Origin of the sequence: Blastococcus mobilis, assembly GCF_900188025.1 — a bacterium.
Classification (GTDB): Bacteria; Actinomycetota; Actinomycetes; order Mycobacteriales; family Geodermatophilaceae; genus Blastococcus_B; species Blastococcus_B mobilis.
Genome location: NZ_FZNO01000023.1, coordinates 60740 through 82682 on the forward strand (window position 1 = coordinate 60740; position 21943 = coordinate 82682).

Sequence of the window (21943 nt, forward strand, 5' to 3'; positions counted from 1 at the left end):
GCCGTCCTCCGGGACGGCGGCCGCGGTCGTCCCGGCGCCGGAGGCCGGCCCTGTGGACTGCGCGGACGGGCGATCCCTCCGACGCTGGTAGCCTGACCCTGCGCGTTCTGCCCGCCGCTGTGCGGCGGCCGGGGCGCGCGACGCATGTACGACCCTCCTGCTGCAGATGTACTGCAGCCGCCAAGACCAGAGGAGGTGGGGTTTCTCCATGCGCAACTACGAACTGATGGTCATCCTCGACCCCGAGCTCGAGGAGCGCACGATCGCTCCCTCGCTCGACCGGTTCCTCACCGTCGTCACCAAGGCCGGTGGCACCGTCAAGACCGAGATCTGGGGCCGTCGGCGCCTGGCCTACGAGATCAAGAAGCAGGTCGAGGGCATCTACGCCATCGTCACGATCCAGTCCGAGCCCGCTGCGGTCGCCGAGCTGGACCGCCAGCTCAACCTGAACGAGTCGGTGCTCCGCACGAAGCTGATGCGACCCGAGGTCCACTGATCATGGCCGGCGAAACCGTCATCACCGTCATCGGCAACCTGACCGCCGATCCGGAGCTGCGCTTCACGCCGTCGGGTGCTGCCGTCGCCAACTTCACCGTCGCGTCCACGCCGCGCACCTTCGACCGTCAGTCGCAGGAGTGGAAGGACGGCGAGGCGCTGTTCCTCCGCTGCAACGTCTGGCGGCAGGCGGCCGAGAACGTCGCCGAGTCGCTGACCCGTGGTTCGCGGGTCATCGTCAGCGGGCGGCTGAAGCAGCGCTCCTTCGACACGAAGGAAGGCGAGAAGCGCACCGTCATCGAGCTCGAGGTCGACGAGATCGGCCCGTCCCTGCGTTACGCCACCGCGAAGGTCACCCGTGCCTCGCGTGGTGAAGGCGGCGGCAGCTTCGGCGGAGGCGGCGGCGGTGGCGGCTTCTCCGGCGGCGGCGGCGGCGGTGGTGGTGGCGGGGCGAGCGACCCCTGGTCGACGCCCGCAGGCCCGTCCGACGAACCGCCCTTCTGAAAGTAGGAGGACCCTCCTGCCCCCCACCGCTCGCAAGCTCGCGGCGGGACCCTGCAGGTGGGCCACCTTCCTCACACACCTTCTGAACCATCTAGCCCTGGAGAACTCCGGTGCCCAAGCCCCCCATTCGCAAGGTCAAGAAGAAGGTCTGCCAGTTCTGCAAGGACAAGGCGACCTACGTGGACTACAAGGACACGACGCTGCTGCGGAAGTTCATCTCCGACCGCGGCAAGATCCGTGCCCGCCGCGTCAGCGGCAACTGCAGCCAGCACCAGCGTGACGTCGCCGTGGCCGTGAAGAACAGCCGCGAGATGGCACTGCTGCCCTACACCTCGACGGCGCGCTGATCATGAGCACGATGAAGCTCATCCTCACCCAGGAGGTCACCGGTCTCGGCTCCTCCGGGGACACCGTCGAGGTCAAGGGCGGCTACGGCCGCAACTACCTCCTCCCCCGCGGCCTGGCCATCGTGGCCACGCGAGGGGCGGAGAAGCAGATCGAGTCGCTCCGCCGGGCGCGTGCCGCCCGGGACGTGCGCTCGCAGGAGGAGGCGACCGCCGTGGCCGGGCAGCTGTCCGGTCTCACGGTCCGCGTCCCCGCCCGCGCCGGTGAGGGCGGCCGCCTGTTCGGCCGCGTCACCACCGCCGACGTCGCCGCTGCGGTGACCGCTGCCGGTGGCCCGGAGCTCGACCGTCGCCGGATCGAGTTGCCCAGCAGCATCAAGACCACGGGCGAGCACACCGTCACCGTGCGGGTGCACCCCGAGGTCACCACCAAGCTGACGATCGAGGTCGTCGCCGGCTGAACGAGCACCCCTCTGTGAGCCGTTCGTAGCAGGATCCCGACCTGGGTTCCTGCGCAGGCTCGGGCAGGCCCCGGACGGGGCCGCGCCACGAGGGGGCCGCTCTGCACCGCCCGGAAGGGGCGTCGGACTCCGGTCCGGCGCCCCTTCCCGCGTCGTGGGGCCCGTAGGTCCTCTGGCGGCGGTCGACGGTGCCTGCCAGCCGCCGTCCCGCGCAGCTCGGCGCCGGTCGCCGACCATGCGGCATCTGTGGACGTGTGACCGTTGGGACGGGTGGGTCCTGGCCGCGACACGCCGGGACGCGACACCCGGCGTTTCCCCAGAATTTCTTTCGTCCACACCCGGTGCACGGCCCCCGCGCAGGTCAGCGGCGAGACAGGCGGCACAGCCCACCTGTGTCCCCTGCTGTCTCCACATGTCGACACGTCTGCGTCCACCGACTTGTCCACAAGTTGTGCAGAACCGGACGCACACCGGTGTTGGACTGGTCCGTCCGCTGTTCCTAACGTCCTCCCCAGCGGTTAGCGGAGCGGTTCTGTCACTGCCCCGGGCTAGCTTCTACTCGAACATCCGTTCGAGTCAGGTGTACGTCGTTCTGGTGCTTCCCCCACCAGGCCCCGGCCGATCGGTCGGGGCCTGTTCGCGGGTGCGCCGGTGAGTGGATGGAGGAACCACCGTGGCGGTGGCCGACGACTTCAGCCGGCCCTCAGCGACGGCGCCGGCCTACGACCGGCAGCCGCCGCAGGACATCCCCGCGGAGCAGTCCGTGCTCGGCGGCATGCTGCTCAGCAAGGATGCGATCGCCGACGTCGTCGAGGTGCTCCAGGGTCCGGACTTCTACCGGCCGGCGCACCAGGTCATCTTCGACTGCATCCTCGACCTGTACGGCCGCGGCGAGCCCGCGGACGCGATCACCGTCGCCGCCGAGCTCAACCGCACCGACCAGCTGTCGAAGATGGGTGGCGCGGTCTACCTGCACACCCTCATCGCGTCCACGCCGACCGCCGCCAACGCCGGCTACTACGCGGCGATCGTCGCCGAGCAGGCCGTGCTGCGGCGCCTGGTGGAGGCCGGCACCCGCGTCGTCCAGCTCGGTTACGGCGCGGCCGGTGGCAAGGGCGACGTGGACGACATCGTCGACCGGGCGCAGCAGGAGATCTACGACGTCACCGAGAAGCGGATGAGCGAGGACTACTCCCGCCTCGAGGACATCCTCCAGCCGACGATGGACGAGCTGGACGCCATCGCCTCCCGGGGCGGGGTCAGCCGCGGTGTGCCCACCGGCATCCGTGACCTCGACGAGCTCACCAACGGCCTGCAGGCCGGTCAGATGGTGGTCATCGCCGCTCGTCCCGGTGTGGGCAAGAGCACCCTGGGTCTGGACATCGCCCGGTCGGCCTCGGTCAAGCACCACCTGCCGGCCGCCATCTTCTCCCTGGAGATGAGCAAGCACGAGATCACCATGCGTCTGCTCTCGGCCGAGGCGAAGGTGCCCCTGCACCACATGCGCGCGGGCTCCTTGTCGGACGAGGACTGGTCGAAGCTGGCCCGGCGGATGGGTGAGATCGCCGATGCGCCGCTCTACATCGACGACTCGCCCAACATGACGATGATGGAGATCCGGGCCAAGGCCCGTCGGCTCAAGCAGCGCAACGACCTCAAGCTCGTGGTCATCGACTACCTCCAGCTGATGACGTCGGGCAAGCGGGTCGAGAGCCGCCAGCAGGAGGTCTCGGAGTTCTCCCGTGCGCTGAAGCTGCTGGCCAAGGAGCTCGAGGTCCCGGTCATCGCGATGAGCCAGCTCAACCGTGGCTCCGAGCAGCGTCAGGACAAGAAGCCGATGCTGTCCGACCTCCGTGAGTCGGGTTGCTTGACGGCGGAGACCCGCATTCTCCGAGCGGACACCGGCGCCGAGACGACGATGGGTGAGCTGTTCGAGTCCGGCTCTACTGACGTCCCGGTGTGGTCGCTCGATGACAACTTGCGCTACGTGCGCCGGCATCTGACGCACGTGTTCTCGACCGGCCGCAAGCAGGTCTTCCAGCTCACGACAGCGTCCGGGAAGACCGTCCGGGCGACCGCAAACCACCCGTTCCTGACCTTCGACGGCTTCCGGCCGCTCGGTGAACTCGCGCCAGGGGATCGCATCGCGGTGCCGCGCCACGTACCGGCGCCGGACCGGATGACCGTCTGGGAGGACGACAAGGTCACCTTGCTCGCGCATCTCATCGGGGATGGCAGTTTCGTCAAGCGGCAGCCGCTGCGTTACGCGTCGATCGACGAGGCGAACCTGCGCGCGGTGACGACGGCGGCGCTGCACTTCGGCGTGGTCGCGGTTCGAGACGACTATGCCGCCGCCCGCTGCACGACGCTGCGTCTGAGGGCGCCGTTCCCGCTCACCCACGGCAAGCGCAACCCGATCGCCGCGTGGCTCGACGACCTTGGCCTCTTCGGACTGCGGAGCCACGAGAAGTTCGTGCCGGAGCCGGTGTTCTGTCTCCCCAAGAAGCAGATCGCCATGTTCCTGCGCCACCTGTGGGCCACGGACGGCTCGGTGACGATCAACAGGAACGGTCGCGGTGGCCGCGTGTACTACGCATCGACCAGCCGCCGACTGGTTGACGACGTCTCTCGCCTGCTGCTGCGGTTCGGAATCTCCTGCCGCGTGCGGCGCGTCCGGAAGAGCGGCCACCGGGACGGCTGGACGCTCGACATCAGCGGCTGCGACGACCAGCGGCGCTTCCTCGGGGAGATCGGCGTCCATGGAAGCCGCGGCGAGGCCGCTGAGCGCCTTCTGGAGATCGTGCGCGGGCTGTCCGGCAACACCAACGTGGACACGATCCCGGCACAGGTGTGGGAGCGCGTTCGCGACGTCTTGGCCGAGCGAGGCATGAGTCACCGGGCGTTCGCCGCCGCCATGGGCAGCGCATTCTGCGGCAGCACGATGTGGAAGCACGCGCCGAGCCGGGAACGCCTCGGCCGCGTCGCCGATATCCTCGGCGACGCCGACCTGGAGATGCAGGCCGTCAACGACCTGCTGTGGGACGAGATCGTGTCGATCGAGGAGGGCTCCGAGGAGGAGGTCTACGACGCGACGGTGCTCGGCGGCCACAACTTCGTCGCCGACGGGATCGTGGTCCACAACAGCATCGAGCAGGACGCCGACATGGTGATGATGATCCACCGCGAGGACATGTACGAGAAGGAATCCCCGCGGGCCGGCGAGGCCGACATCATGCTGGTCAAGCACCGTAACGGCCCCACGGCCAACGTCACGGTCGCCTTCCAGGGCCACTACAGCCGCTTCGTGGACATGGCCAACTAGCCCACGCCGTCACTCCCCGCTGAGCCGGAGGGTCCAGGACGGTCGAGGCCGTGGACCCTCCGGTTCTTCGTTCCACGGGAAACATGGCCCGCGGCGATGAGCGCCGGTGCGTCGACGATCGACGAGCCAGGCGCTGAGCTACGCCGGGCCCCGTGGGTATCAAGGAAGGCCGGTTGCGCAACACCCGCTGGAGATCCAGATCACTGTCCACTAGGAAGAGGGTCCACCGAGTCATGGGAGACCCCTGTGCCGCACCCGTCCTGGCGTCGCACGTCCGCTTCCGTCCTCGGCGCTCTGGCCCTGACCATGTCGGTCACGGCCACCGCGCCCGCTGCCCTCGCGAAGCCGATCAAGCCCGAGCCGGTCTCCTTGTTCCCCACGGACGCGCTGACCGTCCCTGACCCGGGCCAGCTGACCGGACGCCGTGTCGCCCTCCCGCTCGCGGACTGCGGTACGCCGATCTCCTGTGGCCTCGTGCAGGAGCTGAACGAGCTCGACGGCTTCGACCTCGACCCGCGGATCGCCGTGCGCTTCAGCGGGCCGGTGGAACCAGGGGAGATCGCCTCGCGGATCACCCTCCAGGAGGCCCGCGGCGGCTGGCGCATCGGCGTCGACCGCGTCGTCTGGGACCCGTCGACGAACACCCTCTACGCGCATCCGGCCCAGCAACTGGCACCCGGCACCACCTACCGGCTACGCGTCCAGGGTGGGCCGGCGAACAAGGCCGCCCAGGACACGTTCACGACGATGAGCGCACCCGACGGTCTGCTCGACATCCGTCAGCAGATCGACACCGGCCAGGCCTTCAGCGCCACCGGCATCACACCGGGGCTGCGGGTCGAGGGCAGCTTCCCCGCCGTGGGCACCACGGTGACCTGGACGCAGGATCAGGGCGCCACCGCCCCGACAGTGCCCGTGATAGTCCCGCAGGCCGCGACGGGCGGCACGCTCGTGTTCGGCTCGTTCGAGGCGCCGTCCTGGCTGGACCCGGACGTCACCATCCCGCAGACGCCGACCGAGGACGCCGGTCCCGCGCCGGTCGGGTCCGAGCGGCTGCCCTTCGTCGCCGTGCTGCCTCCCGGCACCCCGCCGGAGGGTGGCTGGCCGACGGCGGTGTTCGGTCACGGTTTCACCAGCTCGACCAGCGCCGTCTTCCTCGCCGCGGTCGCCAACGCGCAGAACGGCGTCGCGACCATCGGTACCAACGTGGTCGGCCACGGCTTCGGGCCGGACAGCGTCTGGCAGGTGACGAGCGGCGGCACGACCGCCACCATCCCGACCTACGGCCGCGGCGTCGACCAGAACGGCGACCGGGCCATCGGGAACACCGAGGGCACCTCAGCCACCGGCGCCGCCACGGCGCAGTCGTCCCGGGACGCGCTGCGCCAGACCGCAGCGGACGTCATGACGCTGGCGCGCTCGCTCGGCGGCACCGACGTCGACGGCAACGGGACGCCGGACCTCAGCGGTGAGGAGGTGACGTACTTCGGGCAGAGCTTCGGGGGCATCTACGGCACCATGCTCACCGCCGCCGACCCCGCCATCGCCCGCTCCGTCCTCAACGTCCCCGGGGGGCCGATCAGCGAGATCACCCGCCTGTCGCCGTCGTTCCGCCCCCTCACCAGGGCGGCGCTGGAGGCGGCCGGGCTGCTCAACAGCGACGATCCGACGCGGAACGATTTCCACGAGCAGCTGCCGCTGCGCGGGGAGGGGCCGGTGACGGCGACCGTGCCGGGGGCCGTGGCGATCCAGGAGTTCCTGGCCCGCACGAGGTGGCTGTCCCGCCCGGGCAGCCCGGAGGCGTTCGCCCCGCTCATCGAGCCCGAGCGGGTCTTGATCCAGGTGGCGTTCGGGGACCAGACGGTGCCCAACCCGACCTCGTACACGCTCGTCGACGCCGGTGACCTGTGGTCGCGGACCAGCCTCTACCGCAACGACCGGACGGCCACTGCCGGGAGGAACCCGCATTCCTTCCTGCTCGACCTGGACCCGACGAGGTTCCGGACGGCGGCCCTCCAGGGGCAGGCCCAGGTGGCGGCGTTCCTGGGCCGGGGCGAGGTCGTCGACCCCGACGGGGCCGGCGACGTGTGGGAGGTGCCGATCAGCGACCCGGCGCTCCTGCTCGGCCTGAACTTCCCGCAGCCGGCGCTGCGCCCGTGAGCGCTCGGCGGCAGTGAACGGAGAGGCCCAGAACCGTCACGGTTCTGGGCCTCTCCGGTTCACCGGCCCCGCCCGGAGCCGCACCTGAGCGTGCGAAGGGTGAGCGGGGCGGGGTCCTGTCTCAGGCGGCGGCCTTGGCCAGCTGGCGGCGAACCTTCTTGCCACCGGTCGTCATACGGATCAGCTTGACGACCTGCGCCGGCGCGTTCTTCGGCGTCGTCTCGGCGAGCCAGCCGTTGGGCAGCGACAGCCGGATCACCTTGTGCCAGGCGCTCGCGACCTGCTTGTACAGCGGGGCGGAGTGATAGGTCAGCCCGTAGCGGTCGAAGATGTCCTTCACCCGCGGGGCGATCTCGGCGTACCGGTTGCTGGGCAGGTCGGGGAACAGGTGGTGCTCCACCTGGTGCGACAGGTTGCCGGTCATGATGTGCATGGCCTTGCTGCCGGAGATGTTCGCCGAGCCCAGCATCTGGCGCAGGTACCACTCGCCGCGGGTCTCGCCGTCGATCGACGCCTTCTCGAACGTCTCGACGCCCTCGGGGAAGTGCCCGCACATGATCACCGAGTGGGACCACAGGTTGCGGACGACGTTGGCGGTGAAGTTCGCCGCGAGGGTCGGCAGGAACGAGGGACCCGAGAGCGCCGGGTGAACCAGGTAGTCTTTCGCGGCCTGGTTGCGGATCTTCTTCAGCACCTGCTTGGCGGCGGCCCGGAACTCCGGGTTGCGGCGGCGCCGCTCGGACGCCAGGTTCTTGCCCAGCTCCAGGTCGTAGGCAGCGATGCCGTACTCGAAGAAGCAGGCGTTGACGAAGTTCCACAGCGGCTGGGCCAGGTACAGCGGGTGCCAGCGCTGGTCCTCGTCGACGCGCATGATGCCGTAGCCGAGGTCGTTGTCCTTGCCGATCACGTTCGTGTACGTGTGGTGCAGCTCGTTGTGCGAGTGCTTCCACTGCGCGGCGGGGCTGGCCATGTCCCACTCCCAGGTCGTGGAGTGGATCTTCGGGTCGCGCATCCAGTCCCACTGACCGTGCAGGATGTTGTGCCCGATCTCCATGTTCTCGAGGATCTTGGCGACCGAGAGGCCGACCGTTCCGACGACCCACGCCGGCGGGAACATCGACACCAGCAGGGCGGCCCGGCTGCCGAGCTCCAGCTTGCGCTGGACGTCGATGACCGTGCGGATGTACTTCGCGTCGTCCTCACCGAGGCTGTCGCGCACCTCCTGGCGGATGGTGTCGAGCTCCTTGCCGATGATCTCGATGTCCTCGGCGGACAGGTGCGCGATGGGGTTCTCGGTCTTCTTCTGCAGGGCAGTCATGTCCGGCTCCTCTTCTCGGGTCGGTCAGTGGTCGATGTCGCAGGCGCCGGCGGCAGCGCTGACGCAGGTCTGGATGAGGACGCCGTCCCCCGGTGCGGCGACGGTCAGCTCGCCGTTGCGCAGGTCACGCACGGCGCCCTCCCGCAGCGGCAGCACGCAGCCGTAGCAGATGCCCATGCGGCAGCCGCTCGGCATGAGGACGCCGGCCTCCTCGGCGGCGTCGAGGATCGGGGTCGCCCCGTCGGCCTCGAGCGTGGTGCCGTTCCTGGCGAAGGAGACGGTGCCGCCCTCGCCGGTCACGACGACCGACGGCCGGAAGCGCTCGGTGTAGAGCCGGTCGGCCAGTCCCGCCGCGGCCCAGTGCTCCTCCAGCGCCTCGAGCATCCCCACCGGTCCGCACGCCCAGGTGGAGCGCTCGTGCAGGTCGGGGACGAGGTCGGCGATGGCCGGGGCGTCGAACATCCCGTCCACGTCGGTGTGCCGCTCGACCAGCCGGAGGCGACCGTCGGCGGCCATCGCCCGCAGCTCCGAGCCGAAGACGACGTCCTCCGCCGTGGGCGCGGAATGGACCAGCACCGTGTCGCTGCGGCTGTCGGTCAGCTCCGGGTGGTTGCGCAGGATGCCCATCACCGGGGTGATGCCGGATCCGGCGGTGACGAACAGCGCCTTGTCCGGCCGCTGCTCCGGCAGGCAGAACTCGCCGGTCGCCTGGTCGAGCTGGACGATCGTCCCCGGCTGCACCCGGTGCACCAGGTGATTGCTGACCTTGCCGCCCGGGATGGCCTTGACGGTGACGCTGATGCAGCCGTCGGTGCGGGTCAGATCGGAGGTGATCGAGTAGGCCCGCCACTGGCGCACGCCGTCGACGTCGATGCCGATGCGGACGTACTGGCCCGGGGTGTGCGTCCGCCAGCTGCGCCCCGGGCGGATGACGACCGTCGCGGCGTCCCGGGTCTCGTGCTGGATCGCCTCGATGCGGCCGCGCAGATCGGCCCCGGAACGCAGCGGATCGACCAGGTCGAGGTAGTCCTCCGGCAGCAGGGGGGTCGTCAGGAACGCGGCGAGCTTGAGCACCCGGTCGCGCAGGGCGACGCGCGGCCGGGCCTGGGCAGGGCGCGGGGCGGTGGTCGTCATGCCTAGAGACTTGTCCAGCCCAGGGCGCAACTACCTGTGCCCCGGACGTGAATCGGCGGGTATCTTTCTGTTCCCTGCGAACAAAGGGGCGGTATGACCGACGAGCTGGGCATCCCTGATGCGGTGGCCGAAGCGATGCGTGAGGAGCTTCCTGCGGTCGCCGAGCAGACCGTGGGCGCGATCGTCGTCGAGGTGCCGAGCTACGCCGACGCGTTCAGTGGCGAGATGGGCCGCACGATCGAGAACGCCGTCCAGCTGGCCCTCGGAGGCTTCCTCGAGTTGGCGTCGGCCGGCGGTGGTGACGCGAGCACCCCCATCCAGCCCGCGCTGGACGGCGCCTACGCACTGGGACGCGGCGAGGCCCGTAGCGGACGGTCCATGGACGCGCTGCTGGGTGCCTACCGGGTCGGCGCCCGGGTGTCCTGGCGGCACATGGCCGCCAGCGGTGTGCGGGCCGGGCTGTCCGCCGAGCAGCTCGCCCGGTTCGCGGAGCTGGTGTTCGCCTACATCGACCAACTCTCGGCGGCGAGCGTCGCCGGGCACACCGACGAGCTGGCCACCAGCGGCCGGGTCCGCGAGCGGCACCTGGAGCGGCTGGCCAACCAGCTGCTCGGCGGCGGCCCCCGGGAGGACCTGGTGGCGGCCACCGAACGGGCCGACTGGCCCGCTCCGCGCACGCTGACCGCGGTGATCCTCCCCGAGGCGCGGGTGCGCGGAGCCCTGGCGTCCCTGGACCGGCGGACGCTGCGGTCGACCGACGACGTGCCGGGCCTGACCTCGTCCGGGGAGCTCGTGGTCCTGCTGGTGCCGGACGCCGAGGGCCGGTCACGGCCGGCGCTGATGCGGTCGCTGGGTGAGCGCGAGGCGGTCGTCGGCCCCGCCCGGCCGTGGGACGAGGTGCACAGCTCCTACGCGAGGGCGCTGCGCGCGCTGCAGCTCGGGCTGACGGCGGACGGGCCGGAACCGCTGGACACCGAGGCCCGGCTCGCCGACCTGGTGCTGTGCGCCGACGAGACGGCGCTGGCCGACCTGCGCGCGCAGGCCCTGGCGCCGCTGGCGGACCTGGGGGCCGGGGCGCGGGAGAAGCTGACCGAGACGCTGCGTGCGTGGTTGCTGCACCACGGACGGCGGGAGGCCGTCGCGGCCGAGCTGTACGTCCATCCCCAGACGGTCCGCTACCGCATGGGTCAGCTGCGTGAGCTGTACGGCGGCCGGCTGGAGGACCCCCGCACGGTGCTGGAGCTGACCATCGCACTCGGCGCAGCCGGGACCGGGAGGCGGGCCGGAACGACCTCGCCGTCTCACGGTCGCCATTCCGGTCGGTAGTGCGGGTGATCGGCATAGGGCAGGGCGAGCAGTGCCAGGATGACGGCCGCCAGCTGATGCTGGCCGTGAGCTGCGGTCGGGAAATCGGCCATGCCCGGAGGGCGGCTGCCGAGGAACGTCATCTCCGGGCGGGCGTCGCGGCAGGCCAGGACGATCCGCCACTTGGCCGAACAGTCGGCCAGCACCCGGGCCGGATCGTGCCGGACGACATGCGCGACCGAGCGGGGCCCCACCGGTCCCTCGCCGACGACGCCCGCGCTCCATCGCTCCTGGCCGCCGTCGCCGGCGGCGTCCATGGCCACCCGCTTGTCCTCCGCGATCCGGGCCAGGAGGAATTCGTCGAGGGTCATGGTGGCCGCGTCCAGGCCGATCTCGTCCATGCCTCATCGTCGCGCCGCTGACCGCGGCCGACGTCCGAAGATGCGGCGCCGTGACCGGATCGTCGGTGACATGCGGGAAGGTGATCCCGTGACCGTCGACCTCGCCGCCGCCGGGTTCCTGGCCGATGCAGCCCGCGTGCCGGGCCGCCGCCGTCCCGACCCGCCGGTCGGGGGCCGCCGGCCCGGGCCGGTGCGGGCCGCCGTCGACGGCGCGCGGCCCTCGGTCCTCGACCGGTGCGCCGGTCCCTCCCTGCGGACGGCCGGCCGGTGACGGGAACGGCCGCCTCGCTCGTCGGCGAGGTGTGGCGGGCGCTCGGCGCGGATGATGCGGCCGTCCTGCGTGTCCTCGGACGGACCGGCCTGGGCGGGCCGCTACCCGTGCCTGCCCTGGCGCTGGGCTCTGTCGCCGCACAGCTGCTGGCGGCGCGGGCGCTCGCGGGGAAAAGCGCCGGACCGCTCGAGCTCGACGCCGTCCACGTGGGCCTCGCCTTCCGCAGCGAGCGGTACGCCCGGCTGGACGGCCGCTCGGTCGGGCTGGGCTTCGCCCCGTTGTCGCGGTTCTGGCGCACCGCTGACGGATGGCTCCGGTTGCACGGCAACTACCCCCACCATCGCGAGGCCGCCCTCCACGTGCTGGGCGAGGACGTGGCGGAGGCCGCGCTGCAGTGGTCCTCGGAGGACCTGGAGACGGCGGTGGTCGAGGCGGGCGGCGCGGCGGCCGCCGTCCGCACTCCCACCGAATGGTCCGCGCATCCGCAGGGCTGGGCGGTGGCTGACCAGCCGTTGCTGACGCTGCGGCGCACCGCCGACGGGCCGATCCGCAGGGGGCAGCCGCACGGTCTGCGGGTGCTGGACCTGACCCGCGTCATCGCCGGTCCGGTCGCCACCCGGACCTTGGCCTCGCACGGAGCCGACGTCCTCCGTGTCGACGGCCCCCGGTTCCCCGACCACCGCGACGGGCTGCTCGACACCGGCTCGGGCAAGCGGCACGTCACCGTGGACCTCGCCTCCGCCGAGGGGCGGCGGACGGTGGAGGAGCTGCTCGCAGGTGCCGACGTCGTCGTCCAGGGGTACCGGCCCGGCGCCCTCGACGCCTTCGGCCTGGACCCGTCGGCGCTCGCTGAGCGGCATCCGCACCTGGTCGTCGTCTGGCTGTCGGCGTGGGGCGTCACCGGGCCGTGGGGACGCCGGCGCGGCTTCGACTCCCTCGTGCAGGCGGCCACGGGCATCGCGGTGGTGTCCGGCACCCGGAGCGAGCCCGGCGCATTGCCGGCCCAGGCCCTCGACCATGCCACCGGCCATCTCGCCGCCGCCGTGGTGCTGGGAGCGCTCCGGCGACGACGGACGGAGGGCGGCGGATGGCTCGGCGAGCTCTCCCTCGCGCAGACGGCGCAATGGTTGCTGCGGGCGGGGCCCGGCACCGAGGAGGTCACCGATCCGCCCGATCCGTCGCCGTACCTGCTGGACCTGCCGTCGGAGCGGGGGGGTGTGACGGTGATCGGGCCGCCGGGATCGCCACCGTGGAGGGCGGCGGCCGAGCTGCCGCCCACGTCGCGCCCGGTCTGGCGGTGAGCCCGGGGTGGTGCGAGAGGGTGGTGTCGTGACGGTCGACCTCGCCGCGGCTGCCGACTTCCTCGCCACCTCCGCGCGCGTGCTGGACCGCCGCCGCTTCGACCTGCTGTTCGGGGACGGCGGGCCCGGCCCGGTGCTGGCCGCCGTCGACGGCTACCGGAACCCGGACGGCGGCTACGGGTGGGGCCTGGAGCCGGACCTGCGGTCGCGGACCAGCCAGCCGGGCGGGGCGCTGCACGCCTTCGAGGTGTTCGCCGACGTCGCGCCGGTCAGGACGGTCCGAGCAGTGGAGCTCTGCGACTGGCTGTCGTTCGCCGTGCTGCCCGACGGCGGTCTACCGTTCGCGCTGCCCGTGCCGGACCCCGCCGCCTGCGCGCCGTTCTGGGCGAACGCGGACCCGACGGAGTCCTCCCTGCAGATCACCGCGGTGGTCGCGGCATCCGCACACCGGGTTGCCGCAGCCGACGCGGCGGTCGCAGACCATCCGTGGCTGAGCCGGGCGACCGGCTACTGCATGGACGCCGTGCGCGACCTGGGGCCGGAGCCGCACGCGATGGTGCTCGCGTTCGCCGCCCAGCTCCTCGACGCCGCGTCCGCGACCACGCCGGGGGCGGCGGACCTGGTCGACGCCCTGCGGCCGCACGTCCCGGCGGACGGCCTGCTGCACGTCGCCGGCGGGGCGGAGGACGAGTTCATGCGTCCGCTGGACTTCGCGCCGTTCCCCGGCGGTCCGGCCCGGTCGCTGTTCGGCCCCGGGGTCGTCGAGGCCGATCTCGAGCGCCTGGCCGGCGCGCAGCTGCCCGACGGCGGCTGGCCGGTCGACTTCGCCAGCTACTCCCCCGCCGCCACCCTGGAGTGGCGCGGGCACCGCACGGTCCACGCGCTCGTCCTCCTCCGCGCCAACGGAGTGCTCTGAGCCATCGAAGTGCTGCGAGCCACCGAAGTGCTTCGATCAGACGGGGCGGAGCAGCGCCACCAGGAAGTCGGCGTCCGGGGTGAACGGCCGCAGGTCCCACGTGGACAGCAGCAGATCCGGCTCCCAGCCGGCTGCCCGGGCGTCGGCGAGGAAGTCCGCGAAGTCATAGCCGCGCCCCGCACCGAACCCGATCGCCGCCCGCCCGTCGGGCCGCAGGTGGGCGCGCATCCGGCGCAGCACCTCACGCCGCGTCGAGGGCGCCAGGAAGGTCACCACGTTGCCGGCGCACACGATCCCGTCGAACGGCTCGGCGATGCCGGCCGCGGGGAGGTCCAGCTCGGCGAGGTCGCCGACCAGCCACCGCGCTCCCGGGCGTTCCTTCCGCGCCTCCGCCACGAGCACCGGATCGCCGTCGACCCCCACCACGTCATGGCCGACCTCGGCGAGGAAGGCCCCGACACGCCCGGTGCCGGAACCGGCGTCCAGCACCCGGGCGCCCCTGGGGAGCATCGCGTCGACCAGCCGCGCCTCTCCGACCAGGTCCTGCCCGGCCTCCGCCAGGTCCCGGAAGCGCTGGATGTAGGCCGTGGAGTGGTCGGGGTTCTCCTCCGTCAGCCGCGTCCACATGCTCGGTTCGGTCATGGCGCCGTTCTACACGGGTCGATCAGCACGCCGGGGTTGAGGATCCCGGCAGGGTCGAGCGCCGCCTTCGCCGCTCGCAGCGCGACGGCGAACGGTTCGGGCCGCTGCCGGTCGTAGCCCGGGCGGTGGTCCCGGCCGACGGCGTGGTGGTGGGTGATCGTGGCGCCCAGGCGGCCCAGGACCTCCGAAGCCGCCGTCTTCACGTCGTCCCACATGGCGACCTCCGAGCCGGGCCGGCCGGCTGCGATCACCGTGAAGTAGGGCGCGGGGCCGTCCGGGTAGACGTGCGTGAACCGGCAGTTCACCAGGCCGGGCGCGCCGGTCACCTCCTCGACGGCGGCGCCGATCTCCGCCCGCACCGTCGCGTAGAGCTCCTCGGCGCGGTCCCAGGTGCACGCCGTCTCGAAGGTCTCGACGATCGCGCTCATCCGTGCCAGGCCGTCCCGCACGTAGGGCATGCGCAGGAAGGCAGACCGCCACGTGTCGGCGGCGTCGGTCCCGCCGTCCCCGGCGGCGGCCACCGAACCACCGTGCGCCCGCGCCAGGTCGGTGAGTTCCGCCAATCGTCCGTCGACCGGGTGCGCCGCCGATTCGACCCCCAGGACCAGCACGCACTCCCCGGCCGTCGACGCGCCCGACAGCGCCGCCTCGCCTGGGTCGAGCAGCCGGCAGTTCGCCGGGTGGAGCCCGGACTGTGCGATCGCCCGGACCGCGGCCATGGCGGCGGTCATGTCGGCGAACGCCACCGATGCCGACGCCTTGAACCGCGGCCGGTCCTGCAGGCGCATCCACGCCTCGGTGATGACGCCGAGCGTCCCCTCGGAGCCGAGGAACAGCCGGTCCGGCGACGGACCGGCTCCCGAGCCCGGCAGCCGCCAGGACTCGCTCACGCCGGCGGGGGTGACGACCCGGAGGGACTCGACCAGGTCGTCGATGTGCGTGTAGAGCGTGGCGTAGTGACCCCCGGCCCGGGTGGCGAGCCAGCCGCCGAGCGTGGAGAACTCGAAGCTCTGCGGGAAGTGCCGCAGGGTGAGGCCGTGCGGGCGCAGCTGCTCCTCCAGCACCGGGCCCAGTGCGCCGCCCTGGATGCGGGCCGCCCGGCTCACCGGGTCGACCTCCAGCACGCGGTCCAGCCCGGTGAGGTCCAGCGACAGCCAGGGGTCGGCGCCCCGGTACTCGACCCCGCCGACGACGGAGCTCCCGCCGCCGAAGGGGACGACGACCACCCCGGCCGACCCGGCCCAGTCCAGCAGCCGGACCACGTCGTCCTCGGTCCCCGGGGCCGCCACCGCGTCAGGAGCGGCGCGAAGGTCACCGGACAGCGCCCGCACGACGTCCCGGTAGGCCTTGCCGTACGTGTGCGCGGCCCTGGCGTCGTCGTCCGTGGTGACCGGCAGGGAGGACGGCGGGTCGACCCGGGACGGCGGGAGCGCGAGGTCGGGGAGCCGGGGCACGGGGCGCGGGCGGTCGGGCAGCCCCGGGAGCATCGCCGCGAGGGAGACGCACTCGTCGTCGGGCAGGGCCTGGTCCACTCGACCCCAGCCCCACCAGGAGCGTTCTGCGGTCCGGGTCACTCGGTCGTCCTCCAGTCGGGCGGGTCGGCGGCCTGCAGCAGCGGGTCGTCGGCGGCCAGTGTGCGCACCGGCCCCGGCGCGGTGAGCGGACCCTCGAAGCGGACGGTGACCCGGCCCAGTCCCCGGCCCCACACCCAGCCGGTCCCGAGCTCCTCGTGGCGCACGTCCTGGCCCGGCCACCAGCGCCGCTCCGCCGGCAGGTCCGCGTCCGGCAACTGCTCGGTGGTGTCCTCGGCGGTCACCACGTCCGGCAGCGGTTCGTCGTCCTCCCCGGCGAACAGGTCGCCCTGCGCGTAGACCGACAGCCCGGACACACCGACGCCCAGCAGCCGCAGCCCGCCCTGGGTCCCCGCCTCGGTGAGCAGCCGGCGCGCGGTCGTGGCGATCGTGCGGCTGTCGTCGGTCGGGTGGGGCAGTGTCTGGGACCGGGTGAGCGTCGTGAAGTCGTAGCGACGCAGCTTGAGGGTCACCGTTCGCCCGGAGTACGCCGAGGAGCGCAGCCGCTCCCCCACCCGCGCGGCCATCCCGTCGATCTCCCGGCCCAGGACGTCGAGGTCGGTGAGGTCGCGCTCGAAGGTCTCCTCGTGCGACACCGACTTCACGCCCCGGTCGGGGACCACGGCCCGGTCGTCCTCCGCCCGCGCCAGCGCGTACAGCCCCGCGCCGTGCGCCCTACCGGCCAGCGTCACGAGGTCGGTCAGCGACTTGACGGCGAGGTCGGCCACCGTCTTCACGCCGACCTGGTGCAGTCGCTCGGCGGTCGCCGGCCCTACCCCGCCCAGCCGGGTCACCGGCAACGGGTGCAGCACCTCGAGCTCACGTCCGGGTGGGACGACGACCAGGCCGTCGGGCTTCTGGAGATCGGAGGCGATCTTGGCCATGAGCTTCGACGTCCCGATGCCCACCGATCCCGTCACCCCGCCGGTCGCCGCGGCGATCCGGGCCTTCAGCTGCCGGCCCAGTTCCGTCATGCCCTCCACGGAGAGGTCGTGTCCCTCCCCGGCCGCCAGGTCGACGTAGGCCTCGTCCAAGGACGCCGGCTCCACCAGGGGGGACAGCTCGCGCAGCAGGGCCATGACGACGTCGGAGGTTCGCCGGTAGGCGGCGAACCGGCCCCCGAGGAACGCCGTCCCCGAGGGGCAACGGCGCCGCGCCTCCGCCGTCGACATCGCCGACCGGGCCCCGTAGGCGCGCGCCTCGTACGACGCCGTGGCGACGACGCCGCGTCCGCCCACCCCGCCGACGACGACCGGGCGGCCGCGGAGCGAGGGCTTGTCGCGCTGCTCCACCGCGGCGAAGAAGGCGTCGAGGTCCAGATGCAGGATGCTCGCCTCCCGCCGCATCCCGCTGCACCTCCGATCAGTCCCGCCGGATCCCCGCGACATGGTGAACCGGCCCCTGCCTCGACCCGACGCCGGGTCCGCTGCCCCCTGCAGCGCCCGTTGCCTGCGGTCGAGGGCTCCTGCGCCACCGGCCACCAGTCTCCGCCACCGGGCCGGGCCGCTGAGCCGTCGGCCGCTTGCCGCCGTCGCGAGCCCCGCGCACCCTGGGCAGATGGCGCGCAGCGGCACGAGCGTGGGCACGGTCATCCGGTGGGACGGCGACGAGGGAACCGGCCTGGTCGAGGCGCCGGGCTGCCCGGGTGACTGCTGGGTGGAGGCCGCGGCGTTGCATCCCAGCGCCCGCGGGACGCTTCGCGCCGGACAGGTGGTGGAGGTGGAGTGGACGGACACCGGCGCAGGCGCCCACCCCGTGCGCGCCGACCGGGTGACGCCACGCGACGACCTGCAGGCCACGCCCGGCGGATGACCGCGGCTCCCCGCCGGAGACCTACGGGTCGGTCAGCGCCGCCGCCGGGAGCCAGTCGGCGTCGAGGAGCTCCGCGATCTCCCGGAGGGACGACGTGTCCGCTCCGGCGGCCGAGCCGCTGACCGCGAGCCGCTCCACCATGACCCGGGCGACCTGCTCCTCGACGGTGTCCTCGGCGAACGCGATCCGCCACGGCGAGGTCCGGCCGTCGCGGTGGGTGCGGCCGGTGATCTGACGGGCCTGGATGCCGGAGAACCGCGGCTGGTGGAACAGCCCCACCCGGGGCGTCCGGGAGGCGGACCGTCCGTCGGGCAGCGTCTCGCCGGCGTGCAGCGAGATCGAAGCCGTCACGGTGAAGACGCAGGCCATCGCCTCGCCGCGCTGGAAGCGCAGCCGCTCCGCCTCGGGATCATCCAGATCGGACCGGGCTCCCCCGTAGATCGCTGCTACGGGGATCCCGGCGTCCAGCAGTGCCTGCCGGATGGGATCGGCGGCCGTCTCGACGAACTCGACCGACACCGCGACCTGCCGCTCGGCCTCCACCTGGGCCTTCACCCAGTCGACCGTCGCCTGCACCCGGATCAGCCCGGCCTTCTGCCGGAACCGCAGCAGTGCCGCACGGCCGCGCGCGCTCTGCCGTGCCCGGCGGGCCAGCTGCATCTCCGCCCGGAACTCCGACCATTCGGAGTCGTAGGCGACCCGTTCGGCCGGCGTCAGGGCGACGGGCGTCCCGGTCACCGACACGGGGCCCCACGGCGCCGGCCGGTGCAGCGTGGCCGGCGGATCGGCGTCGGCCAGCCACGACTGCAGCCGGGCCAGGTCGGTGCGGCGCCGGCCGGCGTCCTCGGTCCACTGCCAGCCGTAGCGGCCACGTTCCACGTGGAACCCGTGCGCCTCGAGCTTCTTCGCCAGGTCGGCCCAGTCCCGGATCGACTCCCCGTTCCGGACGGCGAACTCGGGCGCGAGGTACGGCAGTTCCAGCGGCGTGTGGGCCGGCGTGGCCGTGGTGGCCAGCACGTACGGCGCGTCCTTGACCCGGCCGGCCCCGGACACCGCCTTCCAGTGCTTCCAGCGCTGCGTCGTCGTGTGCCGCACCATGTGCGCCTCGTCGGCGACGACGACGTCGAAGCGGAGCTTCGAGACCTTGGCCAGCCGGTCCCACGTGGTCACGCACCAGCGGATGCCACCGTCGCCGAACCCGGCGATCGACCGTGCCCAGTGCGGGATGGTGATCGCCGCCGGCCGGTCCGCGATCACGAGGACGGTCCGGACGTCGCGCTGCTCGGCGATCGCCTTGACGGCCAGGATCGCCGTCCCGGTCTTGCCGACCCCGGGGTCGTCGCCGAGCAGGAAGACCCGACCGCCCGCGGCCGCGTGCGCCGCCACCACGTCGGCACCGTCGCACTGCTGGTCCCGCGGGGTCATCGGCCGTGCCATGGGCAGCGGCCGGGGCTTCTCGTTGAGCTCGTCCTCGAGGAACCGCTCGAAGGTGTAGGGCGGCGGGTCGTACGGCGCGAGCTCGGGCGGCAGCTCCGCCCCCACCCAGACGTGGACCTGCAGAGCGGCGTGCCACACGGCGCCCGGCGCGGGCGCACGGAAGGGCACGGCGAGCACCCACACCCGCTCCCCCGGGCCTGCCGTGGGCCTCGCGGGGGCGGGCTTCGCCATCCGCGTGGACGCCGAGGTCGTCCTCCGGCGGGTGGTGCTGCTCGTCGTCTTCGTGGTGGTGCGGCTGCTCGTGCCACGGCGTGGCCGTCCCGGCATGGACCTCTCCCTCGTTCCCCGGCACGGTAAGCGGCCGCACCGACGGAACGTCTGATGGAATCGCCGGGTGACGGACGAGGACGACCACCACGAACGCCTCGCGGTGCGCACCCTCGGGATGTCCGGGCCCTGGGTCGTGTTCGTCCACGGACTCTTCGGGCAGGGCAGGAACTGGACGACGATCGCCAAGGGCCTGACCGATGCCCACCGCGTCGCCCTGATCGACCTGCCGAACCACGGGCACTCCCCGTGGACCGACCGCGTGAACTACCTCGACATGGTCGAGATGCTGGCGGCCGAACTCGAGCACCTGGGTGAGCCGGTGACGCTGGTCGGTCACTCGATGGGCGGCAAGGTCGCGATGCAGCTGGCGCTGCGCCGGCCCGAGCTGCTCCGCGCCCTGGTCGTCGTGGACATCGCGCCGGTCGAGTATCCCGTGCAGGGTGGCCGCACCGACGACCCCGACGAGGAGGCCTCCCCCTTCGCGGCCTTCATCCGGGCCATGCGGGAGATGGACCTCGACGAGCTGACGACCCGGGACGACGCGGACGCCGCGCTGAGGACCGCTGTTCCCAGCCGGATGGTGCGCAGCTTCCTGCTGCAGAGCCTGGTGCGCGAGGGGGTGGGTGCGGACGGCGGCTGGCGCTGGCGACTCAACCTCGAACTGCTGGAGCGCGACCTGGGGGAGCTGCGCGGTTTCCCCGATCCCCCGCCCGGCGCCACCTTCGACGGACCGGTGCTGTGGATCGCCGGCGCGAACTCCACCTATGTGCTGGACCGGGACCGGGCGGACATGGACGCGCTCTTCCCGGCCACCCGGCTGGTGCGGATCAAGAACGCCGGCCACTGGGTGCACTCCGAGCAGCCGGCGGTCTTCCTGGAGACCCTGCGGAGATTCCTGGCGGCCGTGGAGGCGTGAGCTCGGGCGGGGCCTGACCCCAGCATGTTCGCGACGAAATTTGTTTAGCGTTGAGAAGCTCGGCTCGAGCTGATCCCCGATCCGCCGAACCCAGAGGCAACCCTTCCGCCTCGCCGAACGGACCCATCCGTGCGTCTGACCATCCCCCCGCGTCTGCTGTCGCTGTCCCTCCGCGTGAAGGTCCTCACGCCGTCGCCGTCTCCTGGGTGGTGGCCCTGGTCATCGGCATCGTCGGTCTCGTGCAGCTCGCCGACCTCGACCGGCGCAGCCAGGAGGTCAACACCGAGGCCCTGGTTCCCGCGCGGCAGCTCGCCGAGGTGCGACGCGCCTTCCTGCAGACCCGTGTCGACGCGCTCGCCGACGAGATGCTCCCCAAGACCGGCCCAGAGGACGTCGCGCACCAGGCCTAGTCGGTCCTGACAATGCGGCGGCAGTGCTACCCTCCGGCCTCCTCATCGTCGCTCCCTCGGAGTTGGCCGTGCGCGCACGTCGGCTGTTCACCGGTCTCGCTGCAGCGCTGAGCGCTGTGCTGAGTGTGGGAGCGGTGGGAATGGCACCTGCCGCCGCGATCGCCAACGGCGTGGCGGCCGAGGAGGGTCAGTTCCCCTTCGCCGTGCAGCTGCGGTTCGACGAGATCCTCCGCTCGGACGGCACGACGTACGACAGCGCCTGCTCCGGTGTGCTCATCTCGTCCGGCTGGATCATGACGTCCGGGCACTGCTTCCACGACGGGGACCGCAACCGGGTCGGCGGGACTCCGAGATACGCGGTGACCGCGCGGCTCGGCACGGCGAACACCGCGGACCCTGTCGCAGGTGTCACCCGTGGCGTCGTATGGGTCGAGCAGTCGGCCACGAACGACATCGCCGTGGCGCAGCTCGACCAGCCGGTGGAGGGGATCACGCCGCTGGCGCTGAACACGCGGAAGCCGGCCCGGGGGGAGATCCTCACCTTCGCCGGGTGGGGAGCGACCACCGCGACCGGCACGTGGAGCGACCAGCTGTACTGGGGTCAGGTCAAGGTCAGTACCGTCAAGCCCTCCACCGTGACGGTCGTGGGTCACTGGCCCGCCAAGAACACCAGTGCCTGCCCCTACGACTCGGGCGCTCCGTACTTCGCCACGCCGGCGGGATCGCCCCCGGTGCTGGTCTCGGTCGAGAGCAACGGTCCGGCCTGCCCGCACAGCTCCCAGGAGACGACGGCGCGCGTCGACACGGTCGTCGGCTGGGTCCGTGAGGTGACCGACCTCCCCTGACCGGGTCGGCAGCCCCGCGGGCCGGTGAGGGCCGCGTGCAGATGTCGC

At 72.4% G+C, this 21943-nt stretch carries 22 protein-coding genes; 15 read left to right on the forward strand and 7 right to left on the reverse strand.

The window, feature by feature from the left end:
* Window positions 1-208: 208 nt before the first annotated feature.
* The 6 genes from rpsF (at window position 209) to CHB94_RS18630 (ending at window position 7286) form a co-directional block, all read left to right on the forward strand.
* Window positions 209-496: a 30S ribosomal protein S6 gene (gene rpsF / locus CHB94_RS18605; RefSeq protein ID WP_089338051.1), complete on the forward strand. Its 288-nt coding sequence runs from the start codon at window positions 209-211 to the stop codon at window positions 494-496.
* 2 nt (window positions 497-498) lie between these two features.
* Entirely contained in the window at window positions 499-999 is a 501-nt protein-coding gene (locus CHB94_RS18610; protein ID WP_089338052.1) for a single-stranded DNA-binding protein, read from the forward strand.
* A 110-nt stretch (window positions 1000-1109) separates the two neighbouring features.
* Window positions 1110-1346 carry a 30S ribosomal protein S18 gene (gene rpsR / locus CHB94_RS18615; protein WP_026856604.1) on the forward strand — a complete coding sequence of 79 codons (237 nt, stop codon included), beginning with the start codon at window positions 1110-1112 and terminating at the stop codon, window positions 1344-1346.
* Window positions 1347-1348: 2 nt separating this feature from the next.
* Window positions 1349-1804 carry a 50S ribosomal protein L9 gene (rplI, locus tag CHB94_RS18620; RefSeq protein WP_254920766.1) on the forward strand — a complete coding sequence of 152 codons (456 nt, stop codon included), beginning with the start codon at window positions 1349-1351 and terminating at the stop codon, window positions 1802-1804.
* Window positions 1805-2477: 673 nt separating this feature from the next.
* Window positions 2478-5126 (forward strand): replicative DNA helicase, encoded by a 2649-nt coding sequence (locus CHB94_RS18625; protein WP_089338053.1) that lies wholly within the window; start codon window positions 2478-2480, stop codon window positions 5124-5126.
* Window positions 5127-5372: 246 nt separating this feature from the next.
* Complete coding sequence (locus tag CHB94_RS18630; protein ID WP_089338054.1) at window positions 5373-7286, forward strand: hypothetical protein; 1914 nt, start codon at window positions 5373-5375, stop codon at window positions 7284-7286.
* A 121-nt stretch (window positions 7287-7407) separates the two neighbouring features.
* On the opposite strand, the gene CHB94_RS18635 is transcribed toward CHB94_RS18630, so the two are convergent.
* Window positions 7408-8604: a fatty acid desaturase family protein gene (locus CHB94_RS18635; protein WP_089338055.1), complete on the reverse strand. Its 1197-nt coding sequence runs from the start codon at window positions 8602-8604 to the stop codon at window positions 7408-7410.
* A gap of 24 nt (window positions 8605-8628) precedes the next feature.
* Window positions 8629-9738: a ferredoxin reductase gene (locus CHB94_RS18640; protein ID WP_089338056.1), complete on the reverse strand. Its 1110-nt coding sequence runs from the start codon at window positions 9736-9738 to the stop codon at window positions 8629-8631.
* Between the two features lie 93 nt (window positions 9739-9831).
* Between CHB94_RS18640 and CHB94_RS18645 the strand changes: the two genes are divergently transcribed.
* Window positions 9832-11064, forward strand: coding sequence for a PucR family transcriptional regulator (locus CHB94_RS18645; protein ID WP_089338057.1), 1233 nt, complete (start codon window positions 9832-9834; stop codon window positions 11062-11064).
* On the opposite strand, the gene CHB94_RS18650 is transcribed toward CHB94_RS18645, so the two are convergent.
* A complete protein-coding gene (locus CHB94_RS18650; RefSeq protein WP_089338058.1) occupies window positions 11040-11444 on the reverse strand; it encodes a DUF6221 family protein in 405 nt (134 codons plus the stop codon). The genes CHB94_RS18645 and CHB94_RS18650 overlap by 25 nt on opposite strands.
* An 88-nt stretch (window positions 11445-11532) precedes the next feature.
* Between CHB94_RS18650 and CHB94_RS18655 the strand changes: the two genes are divergently transcribed.
* Genes CHB94_RS18655 through CHB94_RS18665 form a run of 3 tightly spaced genes read left to right on the forward strand, consistent with a single transcriptional unit; the run spans window position 11533 to window position 13932 of the window.
* Complete coding sequence (locus CHB94_RS18655) at window positions 11533-11715, forward strand: hypothetical protein (protein WP_141137547.1); 183 nt, start codon at window positions 11533-11535, stop codon at window positions 11713-11715.
* Window positions 11712-13016 carry a CoA transferase gene (locus CHB94_RS18660; RefSeq protein WP_089338083.1) on the forward strand — a complete coding sequence of 435 codons (1305 nt, stop codon included), beginning with the start codon at window positions 11712-11714 and terminating at the stop codon, window positions 13014-13016. The genes CHB94_RS18655 and CHB94_RS18660 overlap by 4 nt, the downstream gene beginning before the upstream one ends.
* 28 nt (window positions 13017-13044) lie before the next feature.
* Window positions 13045-13932 (forward strand): hypothetical protein, encoded by an 888-nt coding sequence (locus tag CHB94_RS18665; protein ID WP_089338084.1) that lies wholly within the window; start codon window positions 13045-13047, stop codon window positions 13930-13932.
* Between the two features lie 36 nt (window positions 13933-13968).
* Here CHB94_RS18665 and CHB94_RS18670 read toward each other — a convergent pair whose 3' ends face one another.
* The 3 genes from CHB94_RS18670 to CHB94_RS18680 are packed head-to-tail and all read right to left on the reverse strand — an operon-like array spanning window position 13969 to window position 17491.
* Window positions 13969-14574: a class I SAM-dependent methyltransferase gene (locus tag CHB94_RS18670; protein ID WP_089338060.1), complete on the reverse strand. Its 606-nt coding sequence runs from the start codon at window positions 14572-14574 to the stop codon at window positions 13969-13971.
* The gene (locus CHB94_RS18675) at window positions 14571-16148 is read right to left on the reverse strand and encodes an FAD-binding oxidoreductase (RefSeq protein ID WP_089338061.1); all 1578 of its coding nucleotides are present in this window, start codon (window positions 16146-16148) and stop codon (window positions 14571-14573) included. Before CHB94_RS18675 ends, CHB94_RS18670 begins: the two co-directional genes overlap by 4 nt.
* Complete coding sequence (locus CHB94_RS18680; protein ID WP_089338062.1) at window positions 16145-17491, reverse strand: DNA polymerase IV; 1347 nt, start codon at window positions 17489-17491, stop codon at window positions 16145-16147. Before CHB94_RS18680 ends, CHB94_RS18675 begins: the two co-directional genes overlap by 4 nt.
* Window positions 17492-17702: 211 nt before the next feature.
* On the opposite strand from CHB94_RS18680, the gene CHB94_RS18685 reads away from it, so the two are divergent.
* Window positions 17703-17957, forward strand: a complete 255-nt coding sequence (locus CHB94_RS18685) for a hypothetical protein (RefSeq protein ID WP_089338063.1) — start codon at window positions 17703-17705, stop codon at window positions 17955-17957.
* A gap of 21 nt (window positions 17958-17978) precedes the next feature.
* Here the strand turns inward: CHB94_RS18685 and CHB94_RS18690 are convergent, their stop codons facing one another.
* Window positions 17979-19571 carry a DEAD/DEAH box helicase gene (locus CHB94_RS18690; RefSeq protein WP_254920767.1) on the reverse strand — a complete coding sequence of 531 codons (1593 nt, stop codon included), beginning with the start codon at window positions 19569-19571 and terminating at the stop codon, window positions 17979-17981.
* 25 nt (window positions 19572-19596) lie between these two features.
* On the opposite strand from CHB94_RS18690, the gene CHB94_RS26310 reads away from it, so the two are divergent.
* From CHB94_RS26310 to CHB94_RS18705, 4 genes are all read left to right on the forward strand, one after another.
* Entirely contained in the window at window positions 19597-19776 is a 180-nt protein-coding gene (locus tag CHB94_RS26310) for a hypothetical protein (RefSeq protein ID WP_254920768.1), read from the forward strand.
* 12 nt (window positions 19777-19788) lie between these two features.
* Window positions 19789-20640: an alpha/beta fold hydrolase gene (locus tag CHB94_RS18695; protein ID WP_217899374.1), complete on the forward strand. Its 852-nt coding sequence runs from the start codon at window positions 19789-19791 to the stop codon at window positions 20638-20640.
* 50 nt (window positions 20641-20690) lie between these two features.
* Window positions 20691-21050 carry an MCP four helix bundle domain-containing protein gene (locus CHB94_RS26315; protein ID WP_254920769.1) on the forward strand — a complete coding sequence of 120 codons (360 nt, stop codon included), beginning with the start codon at window positions 20691-20693 and terminating at the stop codon, window positions 21048-21050.
* Window positions 21051-21190: 140 nt separating this feature from the next.
* Window positions 21191-21895 (forward strand): trypsin-like serine protease, encoded by a 705-nt coding sequence (locus CHB94_RS18705; protein WP_089338066.1) that lies wholly within the window; start codon window positions 21191-21193, stop codon window positions 21893-21895.
* Window positions 21896-21943 lie beyond the last annotated feature (48 nt).